The sequence below is a fragment of the Bremerella sp. JC817 genome (assembly GCF_040718835.1).
Classification (GTDB): domain Bacteria; phylum Planctomycetota; class Planctomycetia; order Pirellulales; family Pirellulaceae; genus Bremerella.
Genome location: NZ_JBFEFG010000281.1, coordinates 988,563 through 1,002,300, shown reverse-complemented (window position 1 = coordinate 1,002,300; position 13,738 = coordinate 988,563). Strand labels below are relative to the sequence as shown.

Genomic DNA, 13,738 nt, shown 5'->3' with positions numbered 1-13,738 from the left:
TGATCAGGTGATTAAGGAGTTTCAACGATCTCGGTCGTGGCGTTGTAGTACGCTTCGATCGCTGGTTGGTACTCGTTCGAGTCCAGCAACGCGATGCCGATAAACAGCGCCACGAAGCCAAAACAGAACAGGAACATCAGGATATTGAACGGCTTATCCCAGCGAAGGTGCATGAAATAAGTCGCGACCAGGCCTGCCTTCAGGGTGGCGATCGCCAACGCGATGAAGATATCGATTTCGCCGAGATCTTGATCTGCGATGAAGACGGTTAGGCCTGTGAAAAACAGCAGGGCCAGAAACGTTCCAATCATGATCGGAATCGGCATGACGTGAGCCAGGCCGTGATCGTGATCGTCGGAATGATGGGTGGTATGGTCAGACATTGCAGGCTTACCAGTGGCTTAGGAACGGATCAGGTACAGAAGCGGGAACAAGTAAATCCAGATCAAGTCGACCAAGTGCCAGTACAAACCGACATAGTCAACCGGACCGAAGTACTCGGAGCTGAAGTCGCCACGAATCGAGCGACACAGCAACCAACCAATGGCGATCATACCAGCGACGATATGGAAACCATGCAATCCGGTCATCATGTAATAGATGCCGAAGAATATCTGCGTATTGCGAGGGGCATCGAGGAACTGCTCGGGACCGCCGTGGCCATCGTGACCGTGCGAGTCGTGGGCGGCAGCGTGCTCGTCACCGTGCTCTTCCGAAGGATGAGCGTCGATTGCTTCCGCTTCCGAAACCGCGTGGGCTTCTGCCTCTTTCTTTTCCTCGGCCTGCTTGGCGAGGTTTTCTTCCACTTCCTCGTGCAGTTCCTGGAAGTCGGCAGGATGCTGCAGCTGGTACATCACGTTTTCGCGACCGGTATACAAACCGAGGTCGAACTTGTGGGTGTACTCGAAGTATTTGATTACGAGGAACACGCCTGCCAGGGCGAGCGTGGCACTCAGCAACCAGACCAGTAACTTCTTCTGGTTCAACTGGGCAGCACGGACAGCCCAGGCCATCGTCAAGCTACTGACGATCAGCACGACCGTATTGGTCGCACCCAGCGTCGTGTTGAGCTGCTTGTGAGCGTAGAGGAAGATCTCTGGATGGTTGTAGCGGTAGATGATGTAGGCACAAAACAACCCGCTGAACATCAGGATTTCCGTGAACAGGAAAAGCCAGATGCCAAGTTTCCCCGAGTCGAATTGCTGCTGCATCGTCTCGAAGTGGTGAGCCTGAAACGGGCTATGACCGTGATGGTCATCTCCCGCATGATGGGCTTGGTCTTGGTGGTCGACGGCGGCGCTCATAGGGCTATTTCGTTTCTAAACGTCGTCTCAATACGGAATGAGGGAAGTGTCTGCTGCGATCTCTAGTGGTGGTCGGAAGCCGGTTTGGCGTTCGGATCTTTAACGTAGCCACCCACCTGAGGATCGTACTTCAATTGGCTGTAATCGTAGGGCGAACCCACGTGCGGAGCGTGCTCGAAGTTGTAGAAAGGTGGTGGGCTAGTGCAGGTCCATTCCAACGTCGCGGCACCCCAAGGGTTTGCAGGAGCCTTACGGCCGTTGAACAGCGACCAAACCAACACGGCAACGGCACCCACCATGCCCAGCCCCAGGACAATTGCCCCGAGCGTCGAAAGCTGGTGGAAGATCTGGTATTCAGGATCGTAAGTCGCATAGCGACGAGGCATACCACGCGAGCCCATGATGAACTGCGGGAAGAAGGTCAGGTTAAACCCGATGAAGACTACCAGGCAGAAGAACCGTCCCCAAGCTTCGTTGTACATCACGCCGAACATCTTCGGCCACCAGTGGTACAAGCCACCGACGAAGGCGATGACGGTACCGCCCATCATCACATAGTGAAAGTGAGCCACGACGAAGTAGGTATCGTGCAGGTGAATGTCGGTTGCCAGGGCACCCAGGAACAGACCGGTAAGACCGCCGATGGCGAACAGGAAGATGAACGACAAAGCGTAGCACATCGGCGTCGCCAGGTTGATATTCCCCTTGTACATCGTGGCCAGCCAGTTGAAGACCTTAATGGCCGACGGAATCGACACGCTGAAGGTCAAACCGCTGAAGATCACCGCAGCCATTGGGCTTTGACCACTCACAAACATGTGGTGACCCCAGACCAGGAAGCCGAGCAATGCGATCGCGATCGAGCTGTAAGCGATGAACGTGTAACCGAAGATTGGCTTACGGCTGTAAACCGACATCAGTTCGCTCATGATACCCATCGCGGGCAGAATCATGATGTACACGGCTGGATGCGAGTAGAACCAGAAGAAGTGCTGGTACAAAACCGGGTCGCCACCCATCGAAGGATCGAACACGCCGATTCCGAGCAGGCGTTCAGCCATCAGCAGCAGCAGCGTGATACCGAGAACTGGCGTGGCCAGAATCTGGATGATCGCCGTGGCGTAGATGGCCCACATGAACAAAGGCATCTTGAACCAGGACATGCCTGGAGGACGCATGGTGTTCACGGTCACAATAAAGTTCAGACCGGTGAAGATCGAACTGAAACCAAGGATGAACGCACCAATGGTGGCGGCGATCACGTTGGTCTGCGTTTCAATACTGTAGGGCGTGTAGAACGTCCAGCCAGTATCCAGACCGGTCGTGAACAGCGCGATCAGGAAGAAGATCGCACCAATCACCCACAGGTGGAAACTGGCGAGGTTCATGCGGGGAAAAGCCACGTCCTTGGCACCCACCATCAATGGCAACACAAAGTTGCCAAGGGCGGCTGGCACGCTCGGGATGATGAACAAAAAGGTCATCACCGCCCCGTGCAGCGTGAACAGCTGGTTGTAGGTGTTCATGTTCACCCAGGTTTCGGGGAACAAGCCGTTTGGCATCAACAAGTGGATACGCAACAGCAGGGCAAACAACCCGCCCAGGAAGAACGAGGTGAAGATGCCGACCAGGTACATCACGCCGATTCGTTTGTGATCGAGCGTGAAGGCCCACGAGAGGAACCCGCTCGAACAGGTCAGGTAGTTCGAGCTCGGATCGTCGTTATGGCCGATGTCGAGTTTAGTGTCTGGAGTAATCGTGGACATGGCTTGGCTGCCCTATGGAAAATTCTTACTTAAGCGACTTGAGGTAAGCGATGATCGCTGTGATCTCGTCGTCTTTGAGCAACTGAGGGGTGAAGACCGTCATGCCAGGCTTGCGGCCTTCAACGATCTTGGCATTGGGTTGTCGGATCGATTCACGAACGTAGTTTTCGTCCATGACAACAGTTTCGGTCGTGCCGCGAGCAGTGACTTTGCGTTCCGTTCCCCACTGACCATTGAGTGGCGGACCAGCGTACTTGGCGGACATGTCACCTTCAATCGAGTGGCACTGAGCACAGCCCTTTCGCTTGAAGAGAATCTCACCAGCTTCCGCTGGCGAGCGTCCTTCCAGGATATTGGCGGCTTTTTCAACCCAGACATCAAACTCGCCTGGCTCGTGAACGAAAACCTTCGCACGCATCGCGGAGTGCTTTTCACCGCAATATTCCGCGCAGAACAGGTTCATCGGCAGATGACCGTCTTTGGCGTTTTCGTCATTGGGATCAGGAGCTTCGGTGGTGTCGGTGGCGATGACCCAGGTCGAAGTATAACGACCCGGAACGCAATCCATTTTGATCCGGAACGCTGGGATGTAGAAGCTGTGCAACACGTCGCCCGACTGAAGGAGGAACTTCACCGGACGATCGACCGGGATGTGCAGTTCGTCCGATTCAGCCCCATTTGGGTAGACGAAAAGCCAGTTCCATTTCGATGCTCTGACGTTAATTTCATAGGCATTTTCCGGAGCTTCTCGCATATTGAGATAGCCGGTGAAGCCATAGAAGAAGATCACCCCGACCAGCAGCGAAGGAATCACGCTCCAGGTGATTTCCAGCACTTCATGATGCGACGGCGACGGTTCTTCCTTGTGACCAGGACGCTGGTAGTACCTCAGCACGAAGTACACCATCGCGAACACGATGCCGACGAAGAAGATCGCCGAAAGGTAGTAGATGAAGTCGAACAGACCATCCACGCTGCCCGCCACCGAGGATCGCTCGGGCGGGAAGAACATGGTATCCGCCAAGATGGATTGCATGGTTGAGCCTAGTACTTGGACCATCTCGTACTGTCTTACCTACTTGCTAGGTTGCCTGCGTCGGAGCATGCCGACCGGCCTGGTTGGAATTGTCACTACGAGGACTGCTGGTTCGGCGACGTAGCACCCAAAACGGAAACAGTCCCACAGCCAGGCAGACGATCGTGGTAAACGCGCCCAACTGCATTATCTTCACGGCTTGTGGTCCATAACGACCAGCCGTTTCATCGTACATGAAGCACGTGAGGATGATTTGATCCATCGTCGTGCCAATTTTGCCTTCGCTCGCTTCGACCAATGACAACCGTAAGGTGGGCTCGTCGAATTGAACGCCGTAAATGTATCGAGAGATCCGCCCATCCGGTGTGCAAAGCATCAACACGGCGTTGTGGGCATACTCTTTTCGCTCAGGCACGTATCGAAACTGAAACCCGGTTGCCTTGGCGACCTTCAGGATCGATTTGTCGGTTCCGACCAGGAAGTGCCAGCCATCGGCGGTGCCGGGGCGGTCGTAATCCTGGTAGTAACGGAGCCGTGTCTGGGCGGCTCGTTGATGCGGTTCTCGAGGATCGATGCTGATCGAAACGACCTGGAAGTCTTTGCCAACGCTTTCTTCCATGCCGCTCAACGTCATCACTAACCCGTTGAGCTGCTGTTGGCACAGCATCGGGCAATTCGAGTAGTTGAGCGACAAGATGACCGGTCTCTTCCCGTCAAAGTAATCGCCGAGGCGGATTACTTGCCCTCGATCGTCCGTGAACTTGGTATCGAGAGGAAGCTGCTCGTTGAGGTGTTCTTCAACACCAAGCCCGTCAACTTCCTTCGGGGTTTCGTTCAACTGGGCGAAGGCGGACGTACAGATCGACAGGCAGAAAACTACTGTCCAAATCGGCCGGATTGTCGCACAACCTCGCATTCTATCCTTGGTTACCGCGAACGGTTATTTCGATTCGTATTGCTCAGCGACCACTTTCATGGCCTGCTCAATCGGCATACTGATCACCTGGTCCTTCTTGTTAACCCAGGCATAACCGCTGTTAAGCTGCTCTTTCTGGGCACTCAGGACGCTATCTACCTCGTTCAAACGAACGTCGACCACCTTGGTTTTGAATTCCATCTGTTCGTACTGCAAGTAAGCAGCCTGCAATCCGAGGATGCAGATCAGCGTAACAGCGGCACTGACGAAACCGACCAGAGCAATCATCGGGGTGTTCAGGTCGTCGTACTGGGGACCGGATTGTTCCGCGCCCATCTCTTCAACCGAGACTTCTGCGGTGTTATCAACCGGTTCTTGTTCGTGCGAGTCTTCAGTGACTTCCGACATCAAATCACCCTAATTAATGATTCTGAAGGGCCAACGATTCTTGCAGGCGTGGATCCTTCAGCGGAACCAGCGGCTTATCGGTGGCAAACCAAATCAGGAAGCTAATATAAACACCGCCAATACCGACGATGCAGCACACATCGATCAGACCAAAACTCGGAGCGGCGGTGCCGTGGGCAACCTGCGGCATCACGACGTAGTAGAGGTCGACGTAGTGCATGACCAGGATCAACAAGGCCCAGCACACCAACGCATACTTGTTGCGGCGGATGTGGCGGGACATGACCCCGAAAAATGGGATGAAGAAGTGACCGAAGATCAGGGCGATGGCGACGTAGGCCCAGCCATTTTCCTGACGACGGAGGTACCAACCGGTTTCTTCTGGAATGTTCGCGTACCAGATCAGCAGGAACTGACTGAAAGCGATGTAGGCCCAGAAGAGGGTGAACCCGAAGGTGTACTTACCCAAGTCGTGGTAATGTTCTTTGGTGATGATCCCTTCCAGCTTGCCACTCTGCTGCAGCAGGAATACCGTCAGCGTCAGGAAAGCGAAGAAGCTCAGGGCACAACCGGCAAAGAAGTAGACGCCGAAAATCGTGCTGAACCAGTGAGGATCGAGCGACATCAACCAGTCGAACGAGGCGAACGTGACCGTCAGGGCGAACGTGACAACCGCCAACGAACTCCACTTCTGCATCTTCAGCGTGATCTGCTTGTCGCCGTTGGAATCTTGAGCCAGCGAGTTCAAGAAGAAATAGCGGGCAATGCAGATCCAGGCACTGAAGTAGATGATCGCACGAATCGCGAAGAACGTTGGGTTCAAGTAAGGCGACTTGTGGGCAATCAATTGATCGTAGTGCGAGGAATCCTTGTTCCACAGTTCTGGGTTGTTCCACTCAAACAGCGAGTGACTGCCGAACACGACAGGCAGCAGGATGATGAGGAACAACGCAGCCATTGGAATGAGGTTTTGCGTGATTAGTTCGCAAATTCGACGGACGACCACACTCCAGCCTGCGCGAGTCAGGTGATGGATCGGCACGAAGAACAAGGCACCCAGCGAAATGCTGAGGAAGTAAACGAAGCTGGTGAGGTACGAGAAGTAGAAGTACGACGAACTGTCGGAGAACTTCCCGATCAACCACGCCACGATCAGCAGTCCGGCACCGCCGAACAGTCCGAGGACACGCAACGACTGCCAAGCCGGGCTGATGCGGATCGATTCGTCGTCCGTCACCGTGATTGTGGGTTTGTGATGACCGCCCATGTTGCTTACTGACCCTTAATTTCCAATTCTTTCATCTCGACAGCCGGAATCTCGGCTGGTGTCCCGGTCCGCGTCTTCTGCAGAGCTCGGACGTACGTCACGATCGCCCAACGATCTTCCGTTGGAATCTGATCGGCGTATCCCTTCATCTTGCGGATACCGTTCGTGATGGTGTTGTAGATCTTTCCGTCAGGCTGCGTCAGCAGGTAGTCGGTGTGCAAGTTGGTTGGTGGAACCCAGGTTGGCTGCTGCAACTGCAGAGCACGCTGAGAAACCAAGCCGTCGCCGTCGCCTGCCAGGCCGTGGCAGACCGAGCAGTAGATGTTGTAGCGATTGCGACCACGTTCGAGCGTTGCCATATTGACTTCGATCGGTGCGATCTTCACCCAGTTGGGTTCTGGTTCTTCAGGCTGAGCTGGGGCAGCTGCTTCTTCAGCTGGCTTGTCCTCAGCAGGCTGCTCTTCCATTGGCTTTTCTTCAGCCGCAGGCTCTTCGGCAGGTTTGTCTTCCTCGGCGTTGGCTTCTTCTGCTGGCTTCTCGCCTTCTTCCTTCGGAGGTTCTTCTTCCTGCAGGAAGGCAACGTTTTGCTGGTCCGTTTCTGGAACGATACCGGTCAGCAAGATCGGATCGACATATTCGCCACGAGCAACGGTGCCTGCGATCCGAGGACGCATGGTACGACCATCGGCGAAGACATGGCTGACGGTTTGTGTGTCACCACGAAGCTGAACGTCCATGTCGCGAATCGGGTTGATACGCGGAACGGTCGCGGTGTCGTTGTAGGCTCGCCACAGCAACAGTGGTGGAATCAGAGCCAGGACCGAGACGCCGATCCCCACAAACTTGAAGACCTTAGGGATCTCGTTGCTCGATGGATCTTCGAAGATTTCGATCACGGCCGTCTGACCGATGAAGCTGTCGAACAGCTCGCGGGTCTTCTTTGGCTTGAACTTTTCGTCGGCGACACCCACGGTCAAGAAGAACTTGTCGTCGGTGGCTCGGGCAAATTCAGGAACCCGGAACAGTGGGTTCGAGAAGGTTGGCATCCGGTTGAGCAGCAGCATGCCCAGGAACACGGCGATGGCTGCGTGCAGAATCGTCAGTTCGAAGATCACCGGAATGTTCGCTGGCAAGCTGAACAGCGGCTTCGCCGAAATGATGAACGGGTAGAACTCCACGTTCGTGATGTACTGCAGTGCCAGACCAGCACTACCACCCATCAAACCGAGAGCAAGCACAATCCATGGGAGGATGGTTGGCTTGATGCCCAGGGCATCGTCGATTCCATGGAGCGGGAATGGGGTGTAGGCGTCGGTATTGGTGTAACCTGCCTTCCGCACTTTTTCACACGCCGCCAACAACGAGTCGGGGTCGTCGAATTGTGCCATCAGCCCAATCAGCTTTTGGTCCGGATTGTTCGGGTCTTGTGCCATCTATCTTAGGCCCTGCTGGTGATCCAGTGGGAAAGGTTAATTAGGAGTGTTCAACGGCTGCGTGGTGATCGTCATGAACCGGCGAGTGCGGATGTGGCATCACCGATTTGACTTCTGCCATGGCCACGATTGGGCCAAACCGAATGAAGATCAAAAACAGTGTGAAGAACAAGCCGAAGCTGCCGAACAGCATGCCATAGTCAACCCAGGTCGGATTGAACATGCCCCACGAGGACGGCAGGAAGTCGCGAGCCAACGACGTGACCGTAATCACGAATCGCTCGAACCACATACCGATGTTGACGAAGATACTGATCACGAACATCAACCAAGGAGTCGTGCGGCACTTTCGGAACCAGAACAACTGCGGGCTGATCACGTTGCAGGACACCATGATCCAGTAGGCCCACCAGTATGGTCCGAAGGCACGGTTAATGAACGCGAATTGTTCGTACATGTTACCGCCGTACCAGGCGATGAAGAATTCCATGGCGTAGGCATAACCCACCATCGAACCAGTCGCGAGCAAGATCTTACAGACGTTCTCGAGGTGACGCAGCGTCACGACGTCTTTCAGTCCGAACAACTGGCGAGCCGGAACCATCAGCGTCAGCACCATACCGAAACCGCTGAACACAGCACCAGCGACGAAGTAAGGTGGGAAGATCGTGGTATGCCAACCAGGCAACTGCGAAACCGCGAAGTCGAAACTCACGATCGTATGCACTGAGAGCACGAGCGGAGCAGCCAAAGCGGCAAACAGCGTGTAAGCCTTTTCGTAACGCGACCAGCTTCGAGCCGAACCGGTCCAACCGAGCGAGAGAATCGAGTAGACGATTCGCAGGATTGGGTTGGTGGTGCGATCTCGCAGCGTTGCCAGGTCCGGAATCATACCGGTGTACCAGAAGATCAACGACACGGTGGCGTACGTCGAAACGGCGAACACGTCCCACAGCAGTGGGCTACGGAAGTTTGGCCACATCGAAAGCTGCAAGCTAGGCAGCGGGAACAACCAATAGAAAACCCAGACGCGGCCGATGTGGATACCTGGGAAGATACCAGCACAGCACACGGCGAAGATCGTCATGGCTTCCGCGAAACGGTTGATACTCGTTCGCCAGTTTTGGCGGAAGATAAACAGAATGGCGGAAATCAGGGTTCCCGCGTGACCGATACCGACCCAGAACACAAAGTTCACGATCGGGAAACCCCAGTACACGGGATTATTGTTACCCCAGACGCCCACACCGGTGAAAATCAGGTAACCGATCAGCGAAAAGAAGAAGCCGAGCACGGTCAGCGAAGCCGCGAATGCGACGTACCACGCAAACGGAGTCTTGTCTTCGTTGATCCGGCAAACCAACTTGGTAATCGAGCCGTAGTCGTGCCCGCCAATCACGAGGGGAGTCCGGTTGCCCGGATCGTCGATCGTGGTGTCTATGACTTCGTTTACGGTGGCCATTCGTACTCTTGAATATGAACTTAGGCTGTTTGCTTGCTGGGAGGATTAACGCAGAGGGGAAGGCTTAGTCCTTCTCTTCTTTCGCTTCTTCTTTGTGCTCGGCGTGTTCGCCTTCGGCATGGTCGTGCGAGTGGTCATCGCCATGTTCGCCATGACCTTCTTCGCCGGGGCCATGATGCCCATGATCCGGCACTTCCGGGGCAAGCCACGGATGCGGGTTAGTGATACGAGCCAGGTAACGGGTACGTGGCTTGGTGTTCAGTTCGGCCAGCATCGCATAGGCACGCTGGTTGGCGTGGGCCTTGGCGACGTTGCTTTCTGGGTTGTTCAAGTCGCCGAACTCGATCGCTTGCGAAGAGCAAGCTTCCTGGCAGGCAACCTTGATTTCGTTTGCACCAATCGCACGACGCTCGGCACGAGCTTCGATCTTGGTGTTCTGGATTCGCTGCACACAGTAGGTGCACTTTTCCATCACGCCGCGGTTACGAACGGTGACTTCTGGATTGAAGATCAGCTTGGCCAGCTCTTTGTTCGCGGCATCGAAGCGATCGTCGCTGGCACGCCAGTCCAGGTAGTTGAAGCGACGAACCTTGTAAGGGCAGTTGTTACCACAGTAACGCGTACCGATACAACGGTTGTAAACCATGTCGTTCAAGCCTTCGTTGGTATGCACGGTGGCAGCAACGGGGCAAACGCTTTCACATGGAGCTGTTTCACACTGTTGGCAGGTAACCGGTTGGGTCACGGCCTTGGGATCTTCCATGTCGCCGCTGAAGTAGCGGTCGACACGAATCCAATGCATTTCACGACCAACCGAGACCGCTTCCTTACCGACGATCGGAACGTTGTTTTCCGATTGGCAGGCGATGGTGCACGCATTACAGCCGGTGCACTTGCTCAAGTCGATCGACATACCCCAGGCGTAGCCGTCGTACGATTCCTTCATCCATTCCTGATCTTCCCAGAGGCTGGTCAGTGGTGGGTGATGAACGACGTGCTTCGCGAAGTCAGGGTGCGTTTCGTATTCTTCCAGCGTGCCTTCGCGAACCAGTTCGCCAACTCGGCGACCGATTTCACGCATGCCCAACAGGTCGATGGCGAAGTGATCTTGGGTGGTGGCCAGCGTGAACTGCTTACCGGTTCCCTTGGCTTCGACTTCGGTGGCCAGCAGCATGGTCTGCGAGGTTCGTAGAGGACCGACGTCAACACCGACTGGGTCGACACCGTTCTCTTCAAAACCACCGACGTGGCCAGCCATCTTGCGACCATAGCCAAGACCGACGGCCAATGTGCCGTGTGCCTGACCTGGCTGAATGTAAGCAGGAATTTCGATCGTCTTGCCGTTGGCGGTGATCGCCAGGAACTCGCCCTGACCGACGCCAATTTCCTTGGCAGTCTTCGGGCTGAGGGTAACGACGTTGTCCCAGGTCACCTTGGTGATCGGTTCTGGCAGTTCCTGCAACCAGCCGTTGTTCGCATAGCGACCATCGTAGGTGGCACTGCCTGGGTGGAAGATCAGCTCGAAGGCGTTCTCGAGACCACCACGCCAAGCGGTCGTCGAAACGTCGCCCAGGTTGAGGCTATCGGAGATAGAAACCGAGACAGCGTCGGCAGCCGAGTCCGCAATGAACCCGTCATGCAGAACCTTAATCCAGCCTGCTTCCGAGGCAGAGCTGGTGAACGTCGTGGCGACGGTTTGCTTGACCGCTTCCAGGGTTTCTGTGATCGGAGTGCCAGCCAGGATGCTGAGGAACTGGATCGGGTCTTTCGACTTGAAGATCGGGTCCAGCAAAGGCTGAGTCAGGCAGTAGGAACCATCGTAAGCGATGGCGTCGCCCCACTGTTCCAGGCCGTGCGAAGCTGGCAGGTGCCACGTCGACAGCTTGGAGGTTTCGTTTTCGTATTCGCCGAAGAAGATCTGGGCACGCGTCTTGTCGAACGCGGCGGCGAAGTCGATATCAACCGGAGCATCGTAGATTGGGTTGCCGCCCATCACGATCAACGTGTGCGCGTTGCCGGTGTTCAGTTCTGCAACCAGATCTTGAATGCTGCCAGTGTTGTCGCGGGCCAGTTGGGGCTCTTCGACGAACGTGACAGTCTTGCCGAGGTTTTCGAGCTTGCTGTTGATTCGCCAGATACGGACCTGGGTTTCAACATCCAGCGTTTCGCCACCGACCACCACGCTCTTGCCTTTGTGCGTGATCAGGTCGTTGACCATGGCGGTCACCAGGATGTCGGCCTTTTCGGTCGGAGCTTCCTTGGTTTCGCCTGCTTCCAGGGCAGCGTCGATCTTGGCTTCCAGTTCAGCGACGAAGCTGGCCATTTGCGAAGCCGCAACTGCCAGGCGATGGTCGGCCGAGGTGCCGGTTGGCGAGAAGCGGCTTTCAACGACGTACAAGCGATTCATCGGGCCATTTTCAGGCGTGCGTCGCTTGGCGAAATCGTTGCTGTTCTTGCCTTGCGTCGCATGGCTACCGAGCAAATCGGAGCTGATGTCGACGATGATGTCCGCCGATTCCAGGTTCAACAGCGGACGCAGCTTCTTACCGAAAGCCATTTCGGTGCCAAGCGTCGTGTTGCCGGAGATCGAATCGTAGCTGTACCACTTGGCTTGTGGGAACTTGCGAGCGACTTCGTTCATCTGAGCGAGGACGCTTGGCGAGCTGTTGGTTTCGTGCAGAATCGCCAGCTTCGAGGAGTTGCCACCTTCGAGCTTCTTCGATTCTTCCTTCCACCAAGCGGTGAACTCTTCCCAGTTGCGGGAAAGGTCTTGGCCATCGCGGAAGACAGGGTGCTGGCTACGATCGGGATCGTAAAGCGGCAGCAGCATTGCCTGGGCGTAGGTATCGGCACCGAAGACCAGCGGATGCATCTGGTTGCCGTCGATCTTGATCGGGCGACCATCGTAGCTGGTAGCGACCACCGGACAAACCTGGCCGGCAACGGTCAGCGTGGTGGCGAACTTTTCAGGCTTGCCTGGAATACGGCCTTCTGGGCGTCGCGAGAAGGGAGCGATCTCTTCTTCCGGGTAACGGAAGCCGATCACTTCTTCTTCTGGGTAACGGCAGCCAGCGGCACCGGTTGCCAGTGCGAGCGAGGCACCCATCAGCTGCATCCAGCGGCGGCGAGGAAGACCCGTTGGAGCTTCTTCGACAGCTTCCGGAAATTCGCGCTTCAGGAACTGCTCGAACTCAGGGGTTCCCTCGAGCTGATCGAGGCTACGCCAGTATTTCGGTTTATCGTTTTGTGGCTTTATCGATGACATGTCGAGCAGTTGGTCGATGGATGGATGTTCAACTCGTCGCGTAATTGCTTACCGAGAACTCGCTTTTCTTCCTCGCTCATATCGGTTCCCCATTCGAGGTTGGTGACCTCGTCAACGGGACGAATGCTCGAGTCCGGGTTGCGGTGACATTCAAGACACCACGACATCGAAATTGGCTCGACGACCTGGACAACGTCCATCTTATCGACGCGGCCATGGCATTCGACGCAAGAGACGCCACGCGTGACGTGAGCACTATGGTTGAAGAAAACGAAGTCCGGCAGATTATGGACTCGAGTCCAGTCGATCGACTCGCCGGTGGCGAGGCTTTCGCGAACTGGAGCCAACGCGACACTAGTAGCACGAACCGATGCGTATGGCGTGGCTCCCGAGGCGTCGGCACCACTGTGGCAGTTACCACAAGTTGCCGTCGGAGGAACAGCCGCATGGCTCGATTTCTCGACCGTGTTATGACAATAACGGCAGTCCATCTTCAGACGACCAGCATGCAGCTTGTGGCTGAATGGAACTGGTTGTTCGGGACGGTAGCCGCGATTGAGAATCTCGGGCGAGGAGGTCACGAATAGAACCGTTCCACCATAGGCGGCGCCCACAAGGGCAACACCAATTGCGAGTGGAACGAACTTATTTACCCATTTGGGAAATAGAAAGCGGTCCATGACTTTCTCAGTCGTTAATGGCCTCAGCGGGGAGACGCTTCGACGGAAAAGGGCTCGTCTTGAAGCAGCTCGAAGCGTGGGCTTCGACAAAGCTCCGAAGGGAGCGTGTGGTCGTTAAGTGCAATTTCGCCAGCGATAAGTGATTGCCTTGCAAAGGCATCTCCCTCGTAGCTATCAGCGTGTGAATCGTAAAATAATCGG

The 13,738-nt window shown here is 55.5% G+C and carries 11 protein-coding genes; all 11 read right to left on the bottom strand.

All coding sequences use genetic code 11. The annotated features are described in order from the left end of the window. Positions 1-11: 11 nt before the first annotated feature. The 11 genes from AB1L30_RS27120 to AB1L30_RS27070 all read right to left on the bottom strand — a co-directional run bounded on the left by AB1L30_RS27120 (position 12) and on the right by AB1L30_RS27070 (position 13,438). On the bottom strand, positions 12-383 hold the full coding sequence (locus AB1L30_RS27120) for a cytochrome C oxidase subunit IV family protein (protein WP_367017733.1): 372 nt from the start codon (positions 381-383) through the stop codon (positions 12-14). A gap of 18 nt (positions 384-401) precedes the next feature. After that, positions 402-1,304, bottom strand: coding sequence for a cytochrome c oxidase subunit 3 family protein (locus AB1L30_RS27115; protein WP_367017731.1), 903 nt, complete (start codon positions 1,302-1,304; stop codon positions 402-404). Between the two features lie 62 nt (positions 1,305-1,366). Further along, a complete protein-coding gene (locus tag AB1L30_RS27110) occupies positions 1,367-3,070 on the bottom strand; it encodes a cbb3-type cytochrome c oxidase subunit I (protein WP_345094577.1) in 1,704 nt (567 codons plus the stop codon). Positions 3,071-3,095: 25 nt separating this feature from the next. Next, entirely contained in the window at positions 3,096-4,106 is a 1,011-nt protein-coding gene (gene coxB, locus AB1L30_RS27105) for a cytochrome c oxidase subunit II (protein ID WP_367017729.1), read from the bottom strand. A gap of 46 nt (positions 4,107-4,152) precedes the next feature. Then, positions 4,153-5,022 (bottom strand): SCO family protein, encoded by an 870-nt coding sequence (locus AB1L30_RS27100; protein WP_367017728.1) that lies wholly within the window; start codon positions 5,020-5,022, stop codon positions 4,153-4,155. A gap of 24 nt (positions 5,023-5,046) precedes the next feature. Continuing rightward, positions 5,047-5,430: a hypothetical protein gene (locus AB1L30_RS27095; protein WP_367017726.1), complete on the bottom strand. Its 384-nt coding sequence runs from the start codon at positions 5,428-5,430 to the stop codon at positions 5,047-5,049. Positions 5,431-5,443: 13 nt separating this feature from the next. Next, positions 5,444-6,697, bottom strand: coding sequence for a quinol:cytochrome C oxidoreductase (locus AB1L30_RS27090; RefSeq protein ID WP_367017725.1), 1,254 nt, complete (start codon positions 6,695-6,697; stop codon positions 5,444-5,446). A 5-nt stretch (positions 6,698-6,702) separates the two neighbouring features. After that, on the bottom strand, positions 6,703-8,130 hold the full coding sequence (locus AB1L30_RS27085; RefSeq protein ID WP_367017723.1) for a quinol:electron acceptor oxidoreductase subunit ActD: 1,428 nt from the start codon (positions 8,128-8,130) through the stop codon (positions 6,703-6,705). 40 nt (positions 8,131-8,170) lie between these two features. After that, the gene (gene nrfD / locus AB1L30_RS27080; protein WP_345094566.1) at positions 8,171-9,592 is read right to left on the bottom strand and encodes an NrfD/PsrC family molybdoenzyme membrane anchor subunit; all 1,422 of its coding nucleotides are present in this window, start codon (positions 9,590-9,592) and stop codon (positions 8,171-8,173) included. A 64-nt stretch (positions 9,593-9,656) separates the two neighbouring features. Next, positions 9,657-12,857, bottom strand: coding sequence for a TAT-variant-translocated molybdopterin oxidoreductase (locus tag AB1L30_RS27075; protein WP_367017721.1), 3,201 nt, complete (start codon positions 12,855-12,857; stop codon positions 9,657-9,659). After that, positions 12,845-13,438 (bottom strand): cytochrome c3 family protein, encoded by a 594-nt coding sequence (locus tag AB1L30_RS27070; protein ID WP_367017719.1) that lies wholly within the window; start codon positions 13,436-13,438, stop codon positions 12,845-12,847. The genes AB1L30_RS27075 and AB1L30_RS27070 overlap by 13 nt, the downstream gene beginning before the upstream one ends. Positions 13,439-13,738: the final 300 nt, after the last annotated feature.